The organism is Halomicroarcula saliterrae (genome assembly GCF_031624395.1).
In the GTDB taxonomy this organism is placed as follows: domain Archaea; phylum Halobacteriota; class Halobacteria; order Halobacteriales; family Haloarculaceae; genus Haloarcula; species Haloarcula saliterrae.
Genome location: NZ_JAMQON010000001.1, coordinates 570,533 through 592,398, shown reverse-complemented (window position 1 = coordinate 592,398; position 21,866 = coordinate 570,533). Strand labels below are relative to the sequence as shown.

The 21,866-nt window shown below is 67.6% G+C and carries 25 protein-coding genes; 17 read left to right on the top strand and 8 right to left on the bottom strand.

All coding sequences use genetic code 11. The annotated features are described in order from the left end of the window. Positions 1–98: 98 nt before the first annotated feature. The 5 genes from NDI56_RS03300 to NDI56_RS03280 form a co-directional block, all read right to left on the bottom strand. On the bottom strand, positions 99–587 hold the full coding sequence (locus tag NDI56_RS03300; protein ID WP_310917999.1) for an Lrp/AsnC family transcriptional regulator: 489 nt from the start codon (positions 585–587) through the stop codon (positions 99–101). Positions 588–668: 81 nt separating this feature from the next. Beyond that, positions 669–1,415, bottom strand: a complete 747-nt coding sequence (locus NDI56_RS03295) for an MBL fold metallo-hydrolase (RefSeq protein WP_310917998.1) — start codon at positions 1,413–1,415, stop codon at positions 669–671. A 320-nt stretch (positions 1,416–1,735) separates the two neighbouring features. After that, positions 1,736–4,186, bottom strand: coding sequence for a type II secretion system F family protein (locus NDI56_RS03290; protein WP_310917997.1), 2,451 nt, complete (start codon positions 4,184–4,186; stop codon positions 1,736–1,738). Position 4,187: 1 nt separating this feature from the next. Continuing rightward, positions 4,188–5,810 carry a type II/IV secretion system ATPase subunit gene (locus NDI56_RS03285; RefSeq protein WP_310917996.1) on the bottom strand — a complete coding sequence of 541 codons (1,623 nt, stop codon included), beginning with the start codon at positions 5,808–5,810 and terminating at the stop codon, positions 4,188–4,190. 147 nt (positions 5,811–5,957) lie between these two features. Further along, on the bottom strand, positions 5,958–6,509 hold the full coding sequence (locus NDI56_RS03280; RefSeq protein WP_310917995.1) for a DUF7549 family protein: 552 nt from the start codon (positions 6,507–6,509) through the stop codon (positions 5,958–5,960). Positions 6,510–6,616: 107 nt separating this feature from the next. On the opposite strand from NDI56_RS03280, the gene NDI56_RS03275 reads away from it, so the two are divergent. Further along, positions 6,617–7,048, top strand: coding sequence for a DUF5793 family protein (locus tag NDI56_RS03275; RefSeq protein ID WP_310917994.1), 432 nt, complete (start codon positions 6,617–6,619; stop codon positions 7,046–7,048). Here NDI56_RS03275 and NDI56_RS03270 read toward each other — a convergent pair. Continuing rightward, a complete protein-coding gene (locus tag NDI56_RS03270; RefSeq protein WP_310917993.1) occupies positions 7,045–7,818 on the bottom strand; it encodes an NAD-dependent protein deacylase in 774 nt (257 codons plus the stop codon). The two genes, NDI56_RS03275 and NDI56_RS03270, sit on opposite strands and share 4 nt — an antisense overlap. A 133-nt stretch (positions 7,819–7,951) precedes the next feature. Here NDI56_RS03270 and NDI56_RS03265 point away from each other — a divergent pair, with 133 nt between their 5' ends. The 13 genes from NDI56_RS03265 to NDI56_RS03205 all read left to right on the top strand — a co-directional run bounded on the left by NDI56_RS03265 (position 7,952) and on the right by NDI56_RS03205 (position 18,929). Further along, the gene (locus NDI56_RS03265) at positions 7,952–8,119 is read left to right on the top strand and encodes a hypothetical protein (protein WP_310917992.1); all 168 of its coding nucleotides are present in this window, start codon (positions 7,952–7,954) and stop codon (positions 8,117–8,119) included. A 54-nt stretch (positions 8,120–8,173) separates the two neighbouring features. Further along, positions 8,174–8,455: a hypothetical protein gene (locus NDI56_RS03260; protein ID WP_310917991.1), complete on the top strand. Its 282-nt coding sequence runs from the start codon at positions 8,174–8,176 to the stop codon at positions 8,453–8,455. Positions 8,456–8,603: 148 nt separating this feature from the next. Then, the gene (gene sucC / locus NDI56_RS03255; RefSeq protein WP_310917990.1) at positions 8,604–9,752 is read left to right on the top strand and encodes an ADP-forming succinate--CoA ligase subunit beta; all 1,149 of its coding nucleotides are present in this window, start codon (positions 8,604–8,606) and stop codon (positions 9,750–9,752) included. Continuing rightward, complete coding sequence (gene sucD, locus NDI56_RS03250; RefSeq protein WP_310917989.1) at positions 9,749–10,621, top strand: succinate--CoA ligase subunit alpha; 873 nt, start codon at positions 9,749–9,751, stop codon at positions 10,619–10,621. Before sucC ends, sucD begins: the two co-directional genes overlap by 4 nt. A 238-nt stretch (positions 10,622–10,859) precedes the next feature. Beyond that, the gene (locus NDI56_RS03245; RefSeq protein WP_310917988.1) at positions 10,860–11,858 is read left to right on the top strand and encodes a sensor histidine kinase; all 999 of its coding nucleotides are present in this window, start codon (positions 10,860–10,862) and stop codon (positions 11,856–11,858) included. A gap of 161 nt (positions 11,859–12,019) precedes the next feature. After that, positions 12,020–12,256 (top strand): HVO_2901 family zinc finger protein, encoded by a 237-nt coding sequence (locus NDI56_RS03240; RefSeq protein WP_310917987.1) that lies wholly within the window; start codon positions 12,020–12,022, stop codon positions 12,254–12,256. 25 nt (positions 12,257–12,281) lie between these two features. After that, complete coding sequence (locus NDI56_RS03235) at positions 12,282–12,449, top strand: hypothetical protein (RefSeq protein ID WP_310917986.1); 168 nt, start codon at positions 12,282–12,284, stop codon at positions 12,447–12,449. A gap of 177 nt (positions 12,450–12,626) precedes the next feature. Continuing rightward, on the top strand, positions 12,627–13,529 hold the full coding sequence (locus NDI56_RS03230) for an ABC transporter ATP-binding protein (protein WP_310917985.1): 903 nt from the start codon (positions 12,627–12,629) through the stop codon (positions 13,527–13,529). Next, complete coding sequence (locus NDI56_RS03225; RefSeq protein WP_310917984.1) at positions 13,530–15,404, top strand: PrsW family intramembrane metalloprotease; 1,875 nt, start codon at positions 13,530–13,532, stop codon at positions 15,402–15,404. After that, positions 15,397–16,482: an ABC transporter permease gene (locus tag NDI56_RS03220; RefSeq protein ID WP_310917983.1), complete on the top strand. Its 1,086-nt coding sequence runs from the start codon at positions 15,397–15,399 to the stop codon at positions 16,480–16,482. Before NDI56_RS03225 ends, NDI56_RS03220 begins: the two co-directional genes overlap by 8 nt. A 58-nt stretch (positions 16,483–16,540) precedes the next feature. Further along, positions 16,541–17,116 (top strand): DUF8121 family protein, encoded by a 576-nt coding sequence (locus NDI56_RS03215; protein ID WP_310917982.1) that lies wholly within the window; start codon positions 16,541–16,543, stop codon positions 17,114–17,116. Between the two features lie 77 nt (positions 17,117–17,193). Then, positions 17,194–18,171, top strand: a complete 978-nt coding sequence (locus tag NDI56_RS03210) for an aldo/keto reductase (RefSeq protein WP_310917981.1) — start codon at positions 17,194–17,196, stop codon at positions 18,169–18,171. Between the two features lie 332 nt (positions 18,172–18,503). Then, positions 18,504–18,929 (top strand): DUF7522 family protein, encoded by a 426-nt coding sequence (locus NDI56_RS03205; RefSeq protein WP_310917980.1) that lies wholly within the window; start codon positions 18,504–18,506, stop codon positions 18,927–18,929. Here NDI56_RS03205 and NDI56_RS03200 read toward each other — a convergent pair whose 3' ends face one another. After that, positions 18,930–19,205, bottom strand: a complete 276-nt coding sequence (locus tag NDI56_RS03200; RefSeq protein WP_310917979.1) for a DUF8145 family protein — start codon at positions 19,203–19,205, stop codon at positions 18,930–18,932. Then, positions 19,202–19,702, bottom strand: coding sequence for a macro domain-containing protein (locus tag NDI56_RS03195; RefSeq protein WP_310917978.1), 501 nt, complete (start codon positions 19,700–19,702; stop codon positions 19,202–19,204). The genes NDI56_RS03200 and NDI56_RS03195 overlap by 4 nt, the downstream gene beginning before the upstream one ends. A 93-nt stretch (positions 19,703–19,795) precedes the next feature. Here NDI56_RS03195 and NDI56_RS03190 point away from each other — a divergent pair, with 93 nt between their 5' ends. Genes NDI56_RS03190 through NDI56_RS03180 form a run of 3 tightly spaced genes read left to right on the top strand, consistent with a single transcriptional unit; the run spans position 19,796 to position 21,845 of the window. Next, positions 19,796–20,479 (top strand): YqjF family protein, encoded by a 684-nt coding sequence (locus NDI56_RS03190; protein ID WP_310917977.1) that lies wholly within the window; start codon positions 19,796–19,798, stop codon positions 20,477–20,479. Between the two features lie 40 nt (positions 20,480–20,519). Continuing rightward, positions 20,520–21,212, top strand: coding sequence for a DUF2071 domain-containing protein (locus NDI56_RS03185; protein ID WP_310917976.1), 693 nt, complete (start codon positions 20,520–20,522; stop codon positions 21,210–21,212). Positions 21,213–21,257: 45 nt separating this feature from the next. Beyond that, complete coding sequence (locus NDI56_RS03180; RefSeq protein ID WP_310917975.1) at positions 21,258–21,845, top strand: DUF998 domain-containing protein; 588 nt, start codon at positions 21,258–21,260, stop codon at positions 21,843–21,845. The last annotated feature ends 21 nt before the right edge of the window (positions 21,846–21,866 follow it).

The window sequence follows — 21,866 nt, the reverse complement described above, 5'->3', positions numbered from 1 at the left end:
ATCCTGCGTGCCGGACGTGAGATGTACGCTACAGCGTGCCGGTAGGTCGAGGTTCTCAACCGGCAGCTGTGGTAGTGTCCGAAACGGGAGGGTAGCCCCTACGTATCGGAGTCGATGTCCGTGTCCTCCATCCGGGCGAAGTGGTTCCAGGGCTGGACCGACTCGTAGGAAAGGATGTCACTCCGAACGATACGGAGGTCCTCGGCGTCGAGCTGCTCGGATATCTCCTCGATTCGGGTCGTGCTCTCCGCGACGGCCTGGATGTGGAGGTTCTGTTCGCCCGAGAGCAGTTGCTTGACGTTGACGACGCCGCGCACGTCGAGCGAGCGTTGCGCGTGGCGCTCCCGGTCGGCTATCGGCGCCGTACAGATGAACAGCACGACGAGCGGGTAGCCCGCCATCTCGTAGTCGATTTCCGGGTGGTAGCCGCGGATGATGCCGCCCTCTTCGAGGGCGTCGAGACGATTCGCGACGGTCGTGCCGGAGACGTTCAACTCCTTGCCGATATCCGTGTCGGTGCGCCGGCGCGCGTCCACCTGGAGGATGTGGAGAATCTCTCGGTCGAGGTCGTCGAGCTGGTCGGTCATCCGGGGGGGATTTAGTTGTCGATACAAATGAATTTTCAGAATTAGAGATATGTCGGGAAACAGAATAGATGCGCCCGAGCGCTACTGCTCGTCAAGCACGACCGGCACGCCCCGTTTCGCCACGTCCTCTGCGAACGCACCCGAATCGGCTTCGAGCGCCTCGAACGTGTTGTAGTGAATCGGGAGCACCAGGTCCGGGTCGAGCGCCTCGGCGAGGTCGGCGGCGTCGTGGCGGTCCATCGTGTAGCTGCTCGCGATGGAGGGGACAAAGAGCGAGACGTCGAGCTCGGCGTGGCCCGCCAGTACGTCGGTGTCGCCGGGCCAGAACACCCGGGTGTCGGCGAGCGAGAGGAGGAAGCCACAGCCGATGCCTTTCGGGTGTATCGGGTCCCCGTTGGCGTCCACGTTCGGCCCGTCTTCGCGGTTGTACGCCGGCATCGTCCAGATGGGCACGTCGTCGACGAGACACTCGTCTTCCATCGACACCGTCCGGACCTCGTAGTCGAGGTCGGCGAGCCGGTCCAGGTCGCGGTCGGTGGCGTGGACGTTGATACCATCGAACGCGACGACGGTGGCGTCCTCGCTCGCGACCCGTCGGATTGCGTCCGGGTCGTAGTGGTGGACGTGTGTCACGCAGACGATATCGCCGTCCCGGGGCGCGTACTCCCGTGCCGGCGGATGGCCGATATCCGGTGAGTCGGGCGCCCACTCCCCGGTGAGCACGCCGTAGCGGCCGGGGTCGAGATAGACGACGGTGTCGTCGCTCGCCAGTCGGAGCGTCGCGTAACCGAGCCACTCGGCGGTGATATCGTCGTGACGGATGGTCATGGGACGCAGTAGGAGACAGCCGACTAAAGGTCTACGCACCTGCGCCGTCCGAACGCCTGCGTCGCGCCCAGACCCGGCCCGTCGAGGAACAGTCTCGGCGACGTGGCTGGCACTGGCCGTCGACCGGGATGATATTTAAACGGCCGGAGGATTACGGGTCAGGGACTTGCGGAGCGATGCCCGACCGGATGCAGACCGTCACATCGGGAGAGCGGGCCACGTCGGTGTCCAGTCGGCCTCCGAAGCAGTCGCCGCCGCGCTCGACGACCTCTGGGCGTGAGGCGGTCCCCCCGCTGACGCGAGCAGCCCTCCCCCGCTGCCTACTCTTCTTCCCGTAGCGTGACCTCGATAGACGTGAACTCGCTCTGGCCGGCGGCCGCGTACGGACGGTCGGTGTCGCCGGGCCGCTCGAAGTCGTAGTCCAGCTGTCGGTTGTCGTTGGTGTCCTGATGGGCGACGAGGACCAGCGGCTGACCGTCCGGCGGTTGTTTGTCGAGTGTGATCTTCACGTCCGAATGTGAGCCCGCTTCGAGGTACGAGGAGACGCCGATGACCTCGCCGTCCGCGTCCTGTGCGTGGACGACGACGAACCCGCCACTGGACATCGAGGTCGAGTCGACGGTCAGCTGACCGTCCGAGACGCTCGCGTCCTGGACGGTCATCGAGGCCACCGGCGAAGACAGCAGGACGAACGCGACGTACGCGATGCCCAGCAGGACGGCGGCGTGTTTCGCCCCGTCTTTCAGGCTCCCCTCGCCGAGCTGGCCGCCGATAAAGCCGGTCAGGACGGCCTGAATGAGCGCCGTGTGGAAGAACACCATCGTGTACGCGGCCTTGTCCACCTGTCCGAGCCGGGCGAACTGGTCGACGTTGACCGCGAGCCGGTTCGTGGAATCGGGCGTCGGCACGGAGGAGGGCAGCGCCGGGACCAGCACCTCCTGGACGGCCACGATGATAACCAGAAAGACGAAAAAGGAGATGTAGATGACGACCAGATACGTCAGCATCTGTTGGCGCCGCCGGTTGCGGAGCCGGTGGTCGGCACGGGCCTGCGTGGCCGCGATTCGCAGCACCGACCCCAGCTGGCCCGAGGCGTGCATCGCGTTCGTCAGCAGCGTCACCACCCGCGAGATCGACGTGGTGCGGATGCGGCGGCCAAAGCGTACCAGCGCGTCGTCGACGTTCGCTCCCATGCTGATGTCGGCCCAGATGCGGTCGACCTCCGGGGAGAGCACGCCGACGTCGCTGCCGCGGACCCGCCGGAGGCTCTCGACGATGGTCATGCCGGCCTCGTTGAGGCTCGCGAGCCGTTCGAGCAGTTCGGGCGTCGCCGATTCGATCTTGCTGACCCGCCGGCTGTAAATCGTCCGGACGACCGCAAACGAGCCGAGCACCACCAGCAGCGACTGGACCATAAGGTCATCGAGCAGCCGGATGTTGACCGAGCTCGTCTGGAAGGCCTCGGGGACCCGGACGGCAAACAGCAGGAGCGCGACGGGGACCGAGAGGTAGAGCACCCGGGACGGGTGCCAGACGAGCGCCCGTGCCGGCGACCGGGCCATCGCCTTCACCGACTCCAGCCTGTCGTGGAACCGGAGCCGCGCCCAGTTGGGGTCCGCCTCCCGAACGGTGCCGCCGTCGGCCATCCCGGTCGGGGAGGTGGCGTCCGCGGGCCGCCCGAGCGTGGCCGTCTTCGCCCGGTCGAGCGCTGTCGTCGTCCCGGTGTCACCGATGCCCAGCGCGGACAGCTTCTGGGTCAGGTACACCATGAACCCGAGGTTCGCCAGCGGAATGGCCAGATAGCCGAGTAACTGGAGAAAGGCGAGCGTGTCCGTCGTGGTCAGCCCGAACACCAGCAGGATGGTGATGAGAAAGAGGACGCCGGCGACGAAGATGGTGACGTAGGCCTCGGCAATCGTCGCCAGCGACTCCAGTAAGTCCTCCTGGCGCTCGGCGGCCTCCTCCTGGTGGCGCTCGTACTGGTTGTGGAGAAACGACGAGAGCGACTGGCCGCTCTGCAGGACACTGGAGAGGTTCTCCGAGAAGGTCTTGAACCGTTCGCTGGGGGTCCGCGCGTTCATCCGCTTGATGCCCGTTATCATGTCGCGACCGAACAGGTCCATCTCCCGGACGGCGACGCCGAACTCCCGCGCGTTCTCCCCGTATATCTCCTCGTTGTCCGCCAGAACCGCCATCACGTCGGGAAACGACATCCCGCCCCGGGAGAGCGCGTACATGAACGCGATGGTCCGGGCCATCCCCGCGTCGATGTTGCGCCGGCGGACAGCGGCCCTGTTTCTCGGCCGCTCCCAGCGCATTACGTAGGTGAGTCCGGCGGTGATGCCGCCGAAGACGACACCGCTCGCGACGAGGATAGCCAGCGTCTGGGTGCTGGAGAGGACGAGCTCGAACCCCCTGATTCCGAGGGCGTTGACCATCGTCCGGGGCAGCCCCAGCATGAGGTCGACGATGGTGGGGACCAGCAGCAGGAACCCGCCGACAGCGTAGGCGCCGGCGACGGCGCCCCCGACCGCGCCAAGCCCGGTAAAGAGGTACGTCCGGGCGGCGTACGCCCGGTACGACTGGCCGATGTAGGCGGCCTCTAGCTGGCGCTCGCGCTCGGCCGAGGGCGTGACGTATCGGCCGAACAGCCGCCGGGCGATTCGCGTGAGCCGGCGGTCGACCGCGTCGCTGGCCGACGCCAGAAAGGCCAGCGCCAGCACGCCGACGACGAGGACCAGCGGCGCCAGTCCCAGCGGGTTCAGCGCCATCTTACACCGTCTCGGCGGAGCCGATTCGGGCCATCACCTGCTCCTTGTCCGCGTAGTACTTGTTGACCATCGCGGTAAAGCGCCGGTAGTCGTTGACCCCCTGCTCGCGGAGGTACGTCAGGAAGCGCTCGCGGTCGTTGATTTCGGTGAGTAGCCGGGACTGGCTCCACCCCCGTCCCTCGCGGATTTCGTCGAGCAGTTCGCTGTTTCGCTCCTGGAACCGGTCGCCCGTGGCCTGCCAGGCGTAGGTCGTGGAGTAGTCGAGCTCGCCGGTGCGCTGGTCGATGCCTTCGATTTCGGCCAGCGTCTTCGCGCGCCGGACCCGCTCGTCGCCCGAGCGAGCGAGCACCTGCACACAGAGGATGTCGAGGCTCTGAACCATCGGTCTGGGGACGTTGATGGGCTCGTTCTCCAGCCGGTTGATGACCGTCTGGACCGAGTCCGCGTGCATCGTCGAGAACGTCGTGTGACCGGTGTTCATCGCCTGGAACAGCGTGATGGCCTCCTCGCCGCGGACCTCGCCGACGATGATGTACTCCGGTCGGTGCCGCAGCGCCGACCGAAGCAGGTCGTACATCGTGATGTCCGAGTCGTCGAGCCGTTCCCGGGTCACCGAGGAGAGCCAGTTGTCGTGGTACAGCGACAGCTCGCGGGTGTCCTCGATGGTCAGGACTTTCGAGCGCGGCGGGATGAACATCGCCAAGGCGTTCATCGACGTGGTCTTGCCGGCCGCCGTCCCGCCAGCGAAGAGGAGGGACTTGTTGGACTCGATGGCCAGCCAGAGGTAGGCGAGCATCTCCAGGGAGAAGGTGCCAAACTCGAGGAGATCTATCGGAGTGAACGGTTCGTCGGCGTACTTCCGGATAGTGAAGGCCGAGCCGCGGGGGGTGACCTCCTCGCCCAGCGCCAGTTCGATCCGCGACCCGTCGGGCAACGTCGTCGAGACGACGGGGTCCGAGATAGAGACGTGCCGACCCGACCGCTGGGCGAGCTGGATGACGAAGTTGTTCAGCTCCGCCTCGTCGTAGACGATGTTCGTCTCGATGTCGGTGTAGGCGTCGTGATAGACGAAGATGGGGAGGTCAGACCCGTCACAGGAGATGTCCTCGATATCCGGGTCGTACATCAGGGGGTCGATGAGCCCGTACCCCTGAAACGAGCGGTAGAGATAGTAGAACAGCCGGTAAAACGTCTCGGCCTCGATGACCACGCCGTACTCCTCCAGCCGGTCGCGCAGTTCCTCCCGCAGAGCCGTCTCCGGGTCGGCATCGACCGCCTCCCGGTAGATGAGAGGACCGCGGATATCCTCGTAGAGCCGGTCGAGCAGTTCGGACTCGAACTCCGCGAGGGTGGGCTCGACGACTCGATAGCGCTTCTCGTCGGTCTCGGGGTCGCGGTTGATAGAGGCGAAGGCGAAGGGGGCGTTGAGCCAGTACCGGTCTAGCTCCTCGTACCCGTCGAGGCCGTCGAACTGCGTGAGTGTCCCGTGGCGACCGGGGTCGTAGTTGGACTCCGGGACCGCGGTCCCCGACAGGACCGTCGCCGTCCGGGAGAGCCAGTCCTGTATCCGACCCAGCGGGTTCCGGACGCTGTCACCGGGGTCGGGGGTCTCGTGGTCAGACATCGGTCGAGAGATGGAAACCGTGGATGAACACGCTTTGGTGGCCACCTACTTAAAATTCGCTCGCCAATTCTCAGTTGTGTAACTGCGAGTTCCGTCACCCGACACGCCGGTCGCGCCACACGAGTACACGAGCCCGAACTGGCGCTGTCACGCCCGGTCGACGGTGAGCAACAGATACGAGAGAACGGGCGCGAAGAGCGCGCCGACCGGGACCGTCGTCCCGGCGAACCCGCCGGTGAGGTTGAGGAAGACCGTCCCGACGACCGTGAGGAGGCCGACGAGTCCGAGCAGGCCGCCGAACAGTCGGACAGGGTCGAGGGGCAGCGCCGCCGCGAAGCGTTCCTCGCGGACGTAGTAGACGACGCTGGCGAGGAAGGCGACGGCGAACACGGCCAGCCCGACGGTCCAGAGAAGGCCGGCGAGCACGGTGTAGTTCTGCTCGACGACGGCCGTCCAGAGGTACGCGGCGAGTGTGGTGGGTCCCTGCTGAATCGTCGCGGCCTCCCACGCCCAGAGGAAGGTGAGTTCGTTCGGCACCGAGATACCGAACAGATACTGCAGTCGGAAGGGGAGAAAGCGGAAGACGACGCCCGTGAACTGGCCGCCGCCGAAGAGGGAGACGGACCAGGGGGCGATGGCCACGAGCCACGTCGACAACACCGCCAGTTCACCGGCGTACTCGGATTTGACCCACGCCATGCTGTTTGCACGAGTACCGGCGACTGTGTAAAAGCTACCGGTCAGCGGCCAGATAGTGACAGCGCCGATACGTTCTTTGGGACGGCCATCCAAGCACCGACAACCGAATGAGGCGCGACTACTTCACCATCGACGTCCGGCCGGAACCAGGCGATGACGGTATCCCCACGGTAGCGATCGAGTATACGGGCCCGTCGGGCGGTCTCCGGGACCGCCTCACCGAGACGGCGGAAGCGACCCTCGAATCGAGCGAGTTAGACGTCGCCTTCCGCCACCAGGCCGACAGCGAGACCGGGGTCCTCTCGCTGACGGACCGGATGACCGGCGAGTTCATCTTCGAGGTGGCCGCGCCCGTCAGCGAGGTCGACGCGCTCGTCACTGCCGCCCAGCGCCACGACGGCGACGGCGAGTACGAGGTCCGGCTGACCGACAGCGGTGGGAAGTCGCTGGTCTACGAGAAGGAGGTGCTGCTGGTGTACGACGACGAGGGCGGCCTGTTGCGCCAGCGGAGCCTCATCCCGGGCAGCGTCGAGCTCTAGAGCCGGTCCGCGATAGCCGGGAGGACGGCCGTCACGTCCGCCCGGAGCAGGTAGTCCGCGTCCCCGTCGCGGGGCGTTTCCTCGAAGTTGACGACCGCTAGCGTCGCGCCCGCGTCGACGGCGATTCGGGGCAGGAGCGCTGCGGGTCGCACCGACAGCGAGGAGCCGACTGCCAGGAACACGTCGCTCTCGCGAGCGAGCCGCTGGGCGCGGTCGAGCGCCGCGTCGGGCAGCGACTCCCCGAACAGCACCACGTCGGGCCGGTAGACGCCGCCACAGTCACACCGCGGTGGCAGCGAACTCGATTTCGGGCCCGTGGCGTCGATTTCCTCCCGCACTCGCTCGAACACTGGCTCGGCCGGTTCGGTCACGCCGCAGTCGTCACAGCGCACCCGCCGGTTCGTGCCGTGGAGTTCGACGACGCGGTCGCTCCCGGCGGCGGTGTGGAGGCCGTCGACGTTCTGCGTCAGCACGGCATCGAGCTGCCCCCGCGCCTCCAGCGTCGCCAGAGCAGCGTGGGCGGCGTTCGGTTCCGGGTCGTCGCCCGACAGCGCCGACCGGAGGTCGCTGCGGTCCCGCCAGAACCCCGCCGGGTCGGCGTCGAGACGCCGCCGGTGGAAGGCGTCGGGGTCCCACTCCTGCCAGATACCGTCCTCGCCGCGGAAGGAAGGGATGCCCGAGGCCGTCGAGACGCCCGCGCCGGAGAGCGCCACGGTGCTGTCGGCGGTCCGGATGTCGTCGGCGAGGGCATCGAGCGCCTGTTCGTCCATAGCTGTAGCTGTGACAGGACGGACAAAACCGTGACGGACAGCCGAGCACAGCCCCGAGACGGTAGTGTACACCGACGACCACCACGGGAAAATTGGGGTTATAAGGTTGGATGGCCTACAGTTTCACGCTCCAATGGATCGCGCCAAACACGGTGTCTCGGCGTACACCAACGACACGTCCGACGACGGGCCCCGGTACGGCGAGATAACCGAGTGCGAGCTCTGTGAGAACGAACGCCTCTGTACGGACCGGTACGGCATGTGTACCTGCCGGCGCTGTCAGGCCGACTTCCTGCCCTGAACGCGCAGGCAGTTCGGCGGGGATTTACCTTTTCCCGGTCCGTAGCGGTCTCCGATGTGTTTCGACCGGCTCACTGACGACGACACAGCCGAGGCCAGCGTCACCGAGGTCCTCACCGCTGAGTGGTTCTGTGCCCTCCGCAACGGCGCGCTGGCCGCCGCTATCGTGCTCGCCGTGTTGCTGGCCCAGGGGACCCCAGCGTGGGTTGTCTTCGCGAGCGCCGTCGGGGCCGTCGTACTCGGATCGGTACTGCATCAGGCGCTGTTGCTCGTCGGCTGGGGCGTTTTGCGGGCCAGAGCGCGCTGGGGCGACGGCCGGGACCGTTCCGCGGCGTAACTCCGAGTCATCGTCACGAGGACGGTAGTTCCGTATCAGAACGTTCGGTTCTACGCCGTATTTCTGTACGAACCTCGCATCTCCACTGGCGGCCAGCCCGTCCGCGAAAGACGGATTTAAACCGCGCCGCCCCGCCCATCAGCATGACATGCGATTGCATGAATACCAGGCGAAACAGGTCTTCGCCGACGCGGGCGTCCCCACACCCGCGTCCACGTTGGCCGAGACAGTCGACGACGCCGTCGACGCGGCCGAGGATATCGGCTATCCGGTCGCTATCAAGGCACAGGTACACGTCGGCGGCCGCGGGAAGGCCGGCGGCATCAAACTCGTCGACGACGCCGACGAGGCGCGCGAGGCCGCAGAGTCCATCCTCGGGATGGACCTCAAAGGGTTCCACGTCTCGAAGGTGCTCGTAGAGGAGGCCGTCGACTTCGTCAACGAACTGTACGTCGGCGTGACGATGGACCGCGGCGAGGGCCGGCCCGTCGCCATGGTGTCGACGAAAGGCGGCGTCGACATCGAATCGGTCGCCGAGGAGACCCCCGAGGCCATCGCGCGGGAACACATCGACCCCGCCTTCGGGATGCACCCGTTCCAGGCCCGCAAGGCCGTCTACGACGCCGGTGTCGACCGCGAGGTCGCCAACGACGTGGCGAGCGTGCTGGGCACGCTGTACCAGCTCTGGGACGACCGCGACGGCGCCGACGTCGAGGTCAACCCCCTGATGATTACGAGCGACGGCGACGTGGTCGCGGCCGACGCCGTCATGAACATCGACGGCGACGCGCTGTTCCGACAGCCGGAGCTCGCCGAGATGGGCGAGGAGGCGAGTGAGGGCGACGCGCTCGAACAGAAGGCCGACGAGTACGGCTTCGACTACGTCCGCCTCTCGGGGAACGTCGGCATCATCGGCAACGGTGCGGGCCTCGTGATGACGACGCTCGACCTCGTGGACTACTACGGCGGCGAGCCCGCGAACTTCCTCGACGTCGGCGGCGGCGCGAAGGCCGACCGCATCGCCAACGCGCTCGATATGGTGTTCTCCGACGACAACGTCGATTCGGTCGTCTTCAACATCTTCGGGGGTATCACCCGCGGCGACGAGGTGGCAAACGGCATCAATCAGGCCCTGGAGCAGTTCGACGAGATTCCCAAGCCCGTCACCGTCAGGCTGGCCGGGACCAACGCCGAGGAGGGCATGGAGATTCTGAACAAAGACCTCGTGACGGTCGAACACACGCTGGAGGACGCCGTCCAGCGGGCGGTCAGCTACGCGGAGGAGGAAGAAGAATGAGCGTTCTAGTCGACGAAGACACACGGGTCGTTGTACAGGGAATCACCGGCGGCGAAGGGAAGTTCCACACCGAACAGATGCTCGACTACGGCACCAACGTCGTCGCCGGCGCGGTGCCGGGCAAGGGCGGGCAGGAGGTCGCCGGCGTGCCGGTGTACGACACCGTCGAGCAGGCGGCCCGCGAGGAGGACGCCAACGCCTCCGTCGTGTTCGTGCCGCCGGCCTTCGCCGGTGACGCGTGCTTCGAGGCGCTCGACGCCTCCGGCGTGGACCTCGTCGTCGCCATCACCGAGGGCATCCCGACCCAGGACATGGCTCGCGTCTACCGCAAGCTACAGGAGACCGACACGCATCTGGTCGGTCCCAACTGTCCCGGTCTCATCACGCCGGGCGTCGCCAAGCTCGGCATCCTGCCGGGCAACATCTTCTCGTCGGGCAACGTCGGTCTGGTCTCCCGGTCGGGGACGCTGACCTACCAGGTCGTCGACAACCTCACCGAGCGCGGTCTCGGCCAGTCGACGGCCATCGGTATCGGCGGCGACCCCATCATCGGGACGGACTTCGTCGACGCCCTCGAACTGTTCGAGGCCGACCCCGACACCCACGTCGTCGCCATGTGCGGTGAAATCGGCGGCGAGGACGAGGAGGAGGCCGCCCGCTACATCGGCGAGCACATGGACACGCCGGTCGCCGGCTTCATCGCCGGACGGACCGCGCCGCCGGGCAAGCGGATGGGCCACGCCGGCGCCATCGTCTCCGGGTCGGGGACGGGCACCGCCGAGTCGAAGATATCGGCACTGGAAGACAACGGCGTCGCGGTCGGCGACACCCCTGAAGAGGTAGCCGAACACGTGGAAGACCTACTATAGGTCGGCGGCGCCCGCTGGCCGGTTGTATCCGGCCAGCGAGCAGAGCCGCCGACGTATTGCTATAAACAGACGGCGCCCGCTGGCCGGTTGTATCCGGCCAGCGAGCAGAGCCGCCGACGTATTGCTATAAAGAGACGGCGCCCGCTGGCCGGTTGTATCCGGCCAGCGAGCAGAGCCGCCGAAGACCCCCTCTGTCCGGCCGACGGATTCTTTACCCAGGTTTCTAATTGGTAAGGGAATGAGTGGATGGGACCCAGACCGGCACGTGATAGTGACAGGGGTGGACGCCGCCGACATGGGGTCGCTGGCGGCGACGCTAGAGGCAGCAACCGGACTCGAAGCCGTCGCCGTCGCCGCCGGTGAGCTGCTGGGAGACGGTGTAGCCGACGCCGACGCGCTCGTCGTCGTCGACAGCCCGCCGGAACACGACGGTATCGAGACGTTCAGGCGAGTCCGAGCCGACGGGTGGACCCTGCCCGTCTTGCTGGTCAGCGAGCGCGTGGCCCCCGAGCGCGTCGAGCGGGCGCTGTCGGCCGGTGTCACGGAGTACCTCGCGGCGTGGACTGACGACCGGGCCGGCGAGCTCGGCGCTCGCATCCGGGCCCACGTCAGGACGCCGGCGATGGACGGGGCCGTCCAGGCCGAGCGCTGGAAGACGATCGTCGGGGCGCTCGCCCACGACGCGAAGAACCCGCTGAACGTCGTCACCGGCCGCCTCGAACTGCTGGACGACGACGGACCCCACAGCGACGCCATCCAGCGCTCCGTGGAGCGGGTGGAGTCCCTGCTCGCGGAGCTGTCGACGGTCGCGACGGTCGCCGGCCCCATCGAGGGCGTCGAGACCGTCGACCTGGCCGAGATGGTGAGTCAGGTGTGGTCGGAGCTGGGGGGCCGGGCGACACAGCTTCGCGTCGAGGTGACAGAGACCGTCGAGGCCGACCCCGACTGCCTGCATCTCGTCCTCGAACGGCTCTTCGAGAACGCTCTGACCCACGCCGGGGACGACGTGACCGTCACCGTCGGGAGCACGGAGCGTGGCTTCTACGTCGCCGACGACGGCCCGGGCATCCCGGACGGTGAGTACGAGCGGGTGTTCGAGCAGGGGTACGGGACGGCCCGCGACGGCGAGGGCTATGGCCTGTTCGTCGCCGCCAGCGTCGCGACGGCTCACGGCTGGGATATCGTCGCCGGCGAGAGCGACGCGGGCGGCGCAAGGTTCGATGTCAGGCCCACGTGACCACGGGTAGGGTAACCGAACCGGTATCCCGGATGCAGTTGCCGCCCGAGAACTGGGCGGAGTTGATGCAACCGTGCCGATAACAAAGCGTTTCTCGCGGTCCGGGACGGCGTTCTGAACGTTCCGGTGTAGCTATAAGGGCGGAATATGAACATTCTGGTATGCCCCACACCTGCCGGAACTGCAAGCGGACGTTCAGCACGGAACTGCAGCTCGAACTCCACCTCGATACGTGCTCTGCGGGCCAGCTGTATTGCGACGAGTGCGGCGGTCGGTTCACCGAGCGGGCGGCGACGGAGGACGGATGGCACTATCGATGCCCGAACGACGACTGCGACGGGAGCGGTATCGACGACGACATCCACCAGGTATCTGACGCGAGAGTCGCCAAGCAGTAGTTCTCGACGGTCTCAACTGTTCACGTTGGCCAGCGGAGCGGCCGGCGAGCGCGCCGACGTGTCCACAGGCCCGCTGGCACACGGGCACGTAGCCGACAGCGGCGGGCGGGAGCTCGAACCCGACGACGGCGCCGGCAGGGTGGGCCGCCGCGAAATGTCCGGTGGCGCGGCGTCGGGCCACGTCCACCGGTAGTTCTCACACGACGGTATCTCGAAGGGAGCCGGACGGTCTCGACCGGAGCCGCGACGAGCCGGCGACCATCGGGCGTCCGTTCGGGGCGTAGGTGGTCCCGACGAGCGAGCGAAGTATTATCAGAACGGATAGAACGGTACCAAAGTATAGGTTAGTCCGGTCATAATCGCTTGCCAGATGATCGAAGCCCGCGACCTTCGCAAGGAGTACGGCGACTTCCTCGCCGTTGAGGGGAGCACGTTCTCGGTCGACCAGGGCGAGGTGTTCGGGGTCATCGGTCCCAACGGGGCCGGGAAAACGACGACCCTGAAGATGCTCGCGGGGCTGCTCGAACCGACGGGGGGCACCGCCGAGATAGCCGGTCTCGACACCGAGACGACGGAGATGCGCCAGCAGCTCGGCTTCCTCCCCGAGGAGTCACCGTTGTACGAGGAGATGACGCCCATCTCGTATCTGCAGTTCTTCGCGGACCTCTACGACGTGCCCGGCGACGTGGCCGACGAGCGGATGCACGAGACGCTGGACGAGCTCCAGCTCGAACACAGGGAGCGCAAACTCGGCGACATGTCGAAGGGGATGAAACGGAAAGTCGCCATCGCCCGCTCGCTCATCAACGACCCGGACGTGCTCATCTACGACGAGCCCGCCTCCGGGCTGGACCCCCTGACGACCAACTACGTCATCGAGTTCACCGAACAGCTCGCAGAAGAGGGCAAAACCATCGTCTTCTCCGCGCACAACCTCTTTCACGTCGAGTCGATCTGTGACCGGGTCGCCATCATGAACGAGGGACAGATAGTCGCCCGGGGCGACCTCGACGAACTGCAGGCCGAATACGGCGAGACGCGCTACACCGTCTACACCACTGTCGACGTGCCGGACGCGGTCAAGGAGAACGGCAACTACCGGCGGGTCGTCGAGAGCATGGACGCCGTCGAGGCGACCCGCACCGCCGCGGAGAGCGCGGGCGGGCGGGTGGTCGATATCCGAACCGAGGAGTCCAGTCTCGAAGAGGTGTTCCTGAACGTGGCCGAGGCCGGCACCCGCGGGACGCGCTACGTCGGGGAGGACGCCGAGTAGATGCAGCCGTCGAAGCTGCTGCGAGTCGCGAAGTGGGAGGTGACCAAGAACGCGGGTGGCGTGGACAAACAGACCATCGTCGTGATGGTCCTGGCTATCCTCGCGATGGGGAGCGTCGCGGCCGTCGCGGCCAGCGGGAGCGGCTCCGGGCTGGAGGCTGACATCTACCGCGTCGGCGTCGAGGAGTCGAGCCCGTACTACGCGGTGGCCGACGCGGACCCCAGCTTCCGCGCCCAAGAACCCGATCCGAAGGCGCTCCGGCGGGGCGACCAGGACCTCACCTTCTACGGGACCGGGCTGGTCGGCGCCCCGGAGACCGGGAAGCAGGCCGCGGCGCTCGAAGCCTTCCGCGGGAGCGCCGAATCGTACAACGACCGCACCCTGGCCCGCGAGGCCAACCAGACCGCGGCGTTCCCGGTGTCGGTGACGCTCGTCTATCAGGAGCAAAACGGGACGAGCCCGCTGGACACCCGCACCGCCGACGGGGGTGACGGCACGACGACCGACGGGGGCAGCGAGACGACGCCGTCAGCGGGAGCGGACGGCACCGGTGGGACCGAGGCCGGCGGTGCGGGCGGGACGGACGGCCAGGCAGCCACCCCCGCCGGCGGTGGCGGGGCGAGCCTCGGCGGCATCGGCGCCCGGCTCACCGGCGACGTGCAGGGCGGGACGCCGGGCGATATCTCGCCGCCGTTCCCGTTCGAGTCGCTCGTGCTCGCCTTCCTCTACATCGTGCCGATGAACTTCGTCATCCAGGCCTACGGCTCCTCGATGCTCTCGGAGCGGCTGAACCGCCGCGGCGAACTGCTGCTCGTCACGCCCGCCTCGCGCGGTGACATCATCGGCGGGAAGACGCTCCCGTACTTCCTCGGCGCGATGGGAGTCGCGACGGCAATCACCGCCCTGTTGCGCTTTTCGGGCGTCGCCCCGAGCGGGAGCCCGATAGCCGTCCTCGCGGTGTTGCCCATCGCGCTGCTGTTCCTCTCGGCGACGTTCTGTGGCGCGATGTTCGCCCGCTCGTTCAAGGAACTGACCTTCGTCACCGTCACCATCACGGTGACGCTGACCTCCTATGCCTTCGTGCCCGCCATCTTCACCGACGTGACGCCCATCGCGCTCATCTCGCCGCTGACGCTGGTCGTGATGGACCTCACGGGCCGGCCGATAACGCTCGGCGAGTTCGCGTTCTCGACGATTCCGCCGCTGGTGACCGCGCTAGTGCTGTTCGGGCTGGGCGCGGGCCTGTACCGCGAGGAGGACATGTTCACGCAGCGCTCGATTCCGCTGAAGGTGCTCGACGCGCTCGCGGGTCGCATCAAGACGCGACGGAGCGCGCTGAAGATGAGCGCCCTGCTCATCCCGTTCGTCATCGTCGCCGAACTGGTCGCTATCGCGTTCCTGTTCGTGCTGGACTCCGTGACGCTGAACGTCTTCGGGACGAACCAGTCACTGGGCATCGTCCTCGTGTTGGGCGTCGTCGCCGTGGTCGAGGAACTCGGCAAGAGCCTCCACATCTACGCCGGCTACGCACACGCACGGTACGAGCGGACGCTCCGGTCGGCTATCGGACTGGGCGCGCTCTCCGGGCTGGGCTTCTTTATCGCCGAGAAGGGGCTGCTGATCGTCCGGCTCTCCGACCTGGAGAGCCTCCCGATCGGGAACGCCGCCGTCCAGGGGGCGACGCCGCCGGCCGGCGTCCCGCTGTGGGCCGTCGCGCTCCTGTTTCTCTTCGCCCCGCTCGCCTTGCACGCGGTGACCGCCGCTATCTCCTCGGTGGGCGCCCGGCGGGGTCGCTGGCCCTACGTCGCCGGCGTCGGGGTGGCGGTCGTCGTTCACTTCGGCTACAACCTCACGGTGGTGAGCGCCCTTGCGTGACGACCGCCCGTGGTATCGGGACCCCCGGCTCGTCGTCGCCCGCAGGGACGTGCGCTCGCTCTCCCGGGAGAAGACCATCGTGCTGGCCCTGCTCATCCAGCTGTTCGTGGCCGGCTTCTCCTCGTTTCTCGTGGTCGGGCTGACCTCGCTGTACGACCCCGGCTCCGTCTCGACCGGCGAGGTCGAGATGGCCGTCACCGGCGACGCCCGCGACGAGCTGCTCGAAGCGGCCGCCGAACACGAGAGCGCCGCGACCACGGCGTACGAAGAGCCGGAGACGGCACAGCTCGCGTTCGAGCAGCGCCGCGCCGACGCCCTGTTGAACGCCAGATACGTCCCGGGCGAGGACGGTGGGGAGCGAATCGAGGTGACGGCTCGCATCCCCGAGGGCTCCATCCGCTCTACGCTCATCGTCGTCAACGTCCGGCGAGTGCTCGAAACGCTGGAGCGCCAGGAGCGCTTCGAGCGGACCGGCTCGCTGGAGAACGACCCCGTCCCGCTCCCGCCGGAGATCAGCGCCAGCCCCTACTTCGGGTTCACCTACACGGTGTTGATTCCGCTCCTCCTCTTCCTCCCGGCGTTCATCAGCGGGTCGGTGGCCGTCGACACCATCACCGAGGAGATGGAGCGCGGAACGCTGGAGCTGCTGCGCGTCGCGCCCGTCTCCCTGCTCGACATCGTCGACGGGAAGGCCCTCGGGATGGCGCTGCTCGCGCCGGCCCAGTCGCTGCTGTGGATACTGCTGCTGTCGGTCAACGGCATCCGCGTGGCGAACGTCTCCGTCATCCTCCTGTTCGTCACCGCCGTCGCGGCGCTGGTCGTCACCATCGGCGTCGTGCTGGGCGTCGCCACCGGCAAACGCCGGCCCGCACAGCTGCTGTACTCGGTGCTGACGCTCGTGGTGTTCGGTGCCGCGGTGGTGCTGCCCGAGCATCCGGCGACGACGGTCGCCAAACTCGCCGTCGACAGCCCGACGCTGTCGACCTACGCGACCGTCTGGGGCACGCTGGCGGTGGCCCTTCTCGGCTACGCAGCGGCCCGGAAGTACGTCGGGAGCGTCGACGCCAGCGCGTTCTGACCCCCGTCGGTCCGCGACGGGCCGGGAGCGTTTTGGGACCGACACCTGTGTGGTCCGTATGGACCGACGCAAGTGGCTCGGGCTCGTCGCGAGTGCGGGCTGTGCCGGTGTCGCCGGCTGTGGCGGACTCGGTGGGCCGACAGAGCTGTCGGACCCGTCGACGGACTCGGAGCCCGGCGAACGCGTGCTGGAGTGGAGCGTCGACGGTGAGTTTATCTGTGCGTTCGGTGTCTCCGCGCGGGTGAGTGGAGACACACTCGCCCTCTCGACCGAGATTCCGCACCGAGACGGGACGAGAGTGAACACGGTTTCGCTCAGGCTGTGGCTGCCCGAGACCAGCTCGTCGACGGAAATAGCGCTCGTCGCGCCGGTAGAAGGCGACAGCTCGCCACCGCCGTCGGTGACACTGTCGTATCCCGACCAGCGGCCGGGAATACTGGTCGAGGTCACCGACCTGGACGACCTCGCAGACGAGACGATCAGCACGCTCGACTTCCTCGTCAGGCCCCGGGACCCCGCGTCTGAACTCGCGATAGACGCGACGGTCGGCCTGACCGACGACGGGTTGCTGGCTACCGACTACCGCCTCACCGGGGAGCTACGGTTGCCGATACCGGACCTGTCCGGCGAGTGAGCCGCCTGTCCGGGGAGGTAGTCCCGTACGCCGTCGTCGGACTGTAGTTTTTTCTCCGCGGCAGCCGCTTTTGGACCATGGAGTACACCACACTCGGTTCGACCGGCGTGGAGGTCAGCCGCATCTGTCTCGGCTGTATGAGCTTTGGCACCTCGGAGTGGCGCGACTGGGTGTTAGACGAGGACGAGAGCCGCGACATCATCGAACGGGCCATCGACCTGGGTATCAACTTCTTCGATACCGCGAACATGTACTCGATGGGCGAGTCAGAGCGCGTCGTGGGGAACGTGCTCGGGGACTACGACCGCGACAGTCAGGTGGTGGCGACGAAGGGGTACTTCCAGATGGACGAGGACGACCCCAACTCCGGGGGGCTCTCCCGGAAAACGATGGAACAGGCGGTGTCGAACTCCCTCGACCGACTGGGGATGGACACCGTCGACCTCTACCAGATTCACCGCTGGGATTACGACACGCCCATCGAGGAGACCCTGCGAGCACTCGACGACATCGTCCGGCGGGGCCAGAGCCGTTACGTCGGGGCCTCCTCGATGTGGACCTACCAGTTCGCCGAGTCCCTGCGGGTGAGCGACCTGCAGGGGCTCGAACGGTTCCAGACGATGCAGAACCACTACAATCTGCTCTACCGTGAGGAGGAACGCGAGATGCTGCCGCTCTGTGCGCGGGAGGGTATCGGCGTCGTGCCGTGGAGCCCGCTGGCCCGCGGCTACCTCGCCCGACCGCACGAGGAGTTCGAGGCGACGACGCGAGGGCAGACCGACGACTACGCCCGCGAGCACCCCTACTTCGCCGGCGGCGGCCGCGAGGTCAACGAACGCGTCGAGGAACTGGCCGACGAGTACGACGCCACGATGGCCCAGATAGCGCTGGCGTGGTTGCTAGACAAAGAGTGGGTCGACGCCCCCATCGTCGGCACCACGAGCGTTCAGCACCTCGAAGACGCCGTCGCAGCGCTCGATATCGACCTCGCCGACAGCGACGTCGCGTATCTGGAGGAGCCATACCAGCCGGTGCCGGTTTCGGGACACGAGTAGAGGGGTTTGCGGGAGCGTAGCGACCGCAAACCTCGACGGAACGGTGAGCGGAGCGAGCCGTGGAGTAGGGGGAGACGTCGAGCGAAGCGAGACGTCTCCGACATGCGAGCGGCGATAGCCGCGAGCAGTAGCGAACGAAGCGAGACGTCTCGACGGAACGGTGAGCGGAGCGAGCCGTGGAGTAGCGAGGTGCCGAGCGAAGAGGCACCTCGAAGTGACGCAGTGACCGGTGGGAACAGCTCCGGCACGCGAGCGGTGACGGCGAAACTGTCGCCGGGTTATGACGAAAACATGTCAGACGTAGTTAATACCTCTCGGACTCTACAGTTGGCATGTACGACGTACCGTTCAGAACAGACATCGACACCGGCTTCGCCGACAGCGTCGTCAGCGCCGCCCGGACGAGCCTCGGGGACACGCTCCGGAGCGTCATCTACTTCACGCCGTCTGAGATGGACGTGCTCTACGTCCGACAGGACCTCTACGAGTCGCGGGCGCGGGCCGTCGAGGCCAAGGCCCGACTCGTCGAGTTCGAGCGCATCGGGTTCGCGGAGGCGCCGATTCGGACGGCGCTCTCGCCGCCCACCGACCCGGACAGCATCGGCTCGTACGACTTCACCGTCCGGGTCCACGGCGAGGGGTTCGTCGTTCGGGTGCTGGCCGACGACGACGGCGTTCTCCTGACGACCGACGACATGGACGTCGACGCCTTCGAGGACGCGGCCGTCGCCATCAGGCGGTTCCTCGACGGGCAGTAGTCAGGGAATCCGCCCGCCCGCAGTGCCGGGCTGGTCGGTCCCGGCCTGCTCGTGGGTGTGGTGGAAAAAACGGACCAGCGGGGTCCCCGCGTCGTCGCTGACCGGCTCCAGACAGACCCGCTGGTAGCGGTCGTTGTCGCGCATGTTCACCATCAGCCCCTCGTCGTGGACTGAAACAGACGCGAAGTCGGCGCCACAGACTGGGCAGATGACGGGGCCGTCGCCGTCGGGGGTCCCTCCCCCTTCGCCGTCGGCGGTCGGGTCACCCTCACTCACGCCCCTACCTCCGCCGCCACGTCCCGCATCCGCTCGAACTCGTCGTCGTCGTAGGCGATGAGGGACACGTCGGCGAGCGAGTCGGGCTCGAAGGCGTCGATTTCTTCGCAGATGATACGCACGCCGGCCTCGAAGTCGAAGCCGGCGATGCCACAGCCCAGCGCGGGCACGACCAGCGACTCGCAGTCGAGCGCGTCGGCCTCTATCAGCGTGTTCTTCGCCGCGTCGCGGATGCTCTCGGCCGTCGACTCGCCGCCGGCGGGCATCGCCGCGGCGTGAATGACGTACTCCGCGTCCAGTGCGTAGGCGTCGGTCGTCGCGACACCGCCCAGTTCCACCGGTCCCTTCGCGACGGCCTCGTCGTCGATGCCCGACCCCGCCGCCCGCTTGAGCGCGCCGGCGACCCCCGACCCCATCCGGAGGCTCGTGTTCGCCGCGTTGACCAGCGCGTCGGCGGACTGGGCCGCGATGTCGCCCTGAATGACGTCGAACTCCATAGGCGACGGTGCGAGCCTCGGCCCCATAGGCTTACTGGCACGTGGTGGCAGGGCTCACGCCAGCCCGAAAGCGGTCCAGTCCCCAGCCCGGGTATGGACCTCCTCAGAATGGACTGGCGCGACGTGGGCTTTCTCCACTGGCCCGTCGACCCCGGCGTGGTCGCGGCGACGCTGCCAGACGGGCTCACCGTCGATATCAGAGACGGGCAGGCGTGGCTCGGCGTCGTCCCCTTCGAGATGCGCGACATCCGACCGCGAGGCAGCCCAATCGGGCGCTCCTTCGGCGAGCTGAACCTCCGGACGTACGTCACCGACGGGGACACGCCCGGCGTCTACTTCTACAATCTGGACGCCGACGACCGGCTGAGCGTCGCGCTGGCCCGGCGGCTGTTCGAGCTGCCGTACTACCGCGCGTCGATGACCGTTCGGCGAACTGGCGACGGTGTCCGGTTCCGGAGCCGGCGGACCGACGACCGCGCGCCGGCTGCCGACTTCGACGCCACGTACGGCCCCGTGGACGACGAACCTCACGAACCGGCGCCGCGGTCGCTGGAATCCTTCCTCGTCTCGCGCTATCGGTTCTACGTCGCCGACGACGCGGGGACCATCTACTACGCCGACATCGACCACGAGCCCTGGCCGCTGCAGGCCGGCGAGGTCGACATCCGCGAGAACGACCTCTTCGCCGCCAACGGGTTCGACCGGCCGGCGGGCGACCCGGTGGTGTACTACAGCCCGGGCATCCACGTGCGGGCCGGACGACTGCGACGGCTGTGACCGACGCCACGCTGAAGAGGGCACGGTCCTGAGAGCGACTGTGTCATCGAGGAAGCCACTCACGGTCAGCGTCGAGGACGTCTGTTTCTGCCACTGGCCGGTCGACCCCGACGCCCTGAACCGGGCGCTGCCGGCGTGGCTCACCGCCGAGGCGGCGGCCGGCGACGCGTGGGTGACCGCCATCCACCACACGGTCACCGGCGTCTCGTCGTTCGGCATCGACCTGAGCGACCCCGCCGAGTCGGTCACGGTCCGGACCTACGTCAGCGGGCCCGACGGCCAGCGCGGGCTGTACTTCTTCGCGGCGTTCACGACGGACACGCTGGCGTCGGCCGCCGGCCCGCTGCTCCGACTCCCGTATCGGGACGGACGGGTCGCCCGGCGCGACGGCGACACCGAGTACCGGACAGAGCGGACCCTGGACGTGGCCAATCGACGTGCGCTCACCGTCCGGTACACACCCGGCGACGGACCGGCGACGACGGCCCCGGCGGACTCGCTGCCGTCGTTCTTCGTCGAGCGGTTCCGCGTCTTCGCCACCGGTCCGCTGGGGACGAAACTGGTCGCGGGCGTGGGCCACGAGCCGTGGCCGCTTGGAGCGGTCGAGGCCGCTGTCGACGGTGACCTGCTGCGGGTGCTCGACCTCCCCGAACCGGTCGGCGAGCCGCTGGTCCACTACAGCCCCGGCAACGACATGAGCGTGGCGCCGCCGGTCCCGCTGTGGCTCGACTGAGCCGGCCCAAACCCTACAACACGCCGCCGCTTTGCTCCACGTGAGATGAACGACGCAGGCCGTGTCGCCAGTAGCGCGGGCCTCGTCGCGGTCGGTGTCGCGGCGGTCGCCATCGTCGGCGCGGTCCTCGCGTCGCCGTCGTTTGCGTTCTCCGGCAACGCCCTCTCGGACCTCGGCCAGCCCGGCAACGCCGCCGCGACGCCGCTGACTACGCTGCTGTTCGACGGCGGGCTGATCACGGCGGGAATCGTCGGGCTCCCCTTCGGGGTCCGCCTCTGGAGCGGGAGCGACCACCCGCTCGAACGGGTCGCCGCCGTGCCGTTCGTCACGGCGCTGCTGGGAATGGCCGGCGTGGGCCTGTTTCCCGCCGGACAGGCGCTGCACGTCCCGGCGGCGCTCACGCTGTATCTCGGCTCGATGGTGGCCATGGCGTGTTACGCCGCCGGCAACGCGGCGGCCGGTGCGCGTCGCCGAGCGGCTGGCACCGCCACACTGGTCGCGGCCCACGTCGCCGTCTGGTGGTGGTGGGCCGCTGGAGGCAGCGTGACGCGGCCGGGACTGGCCGTCCCCGAGACAGTCGGTGCGGTCATCTTCGCCGGGTGGGTGTGCTGGACCGCCCGGCGCGAGGGGTGACGGGGCCGAACAGCTAAAGGG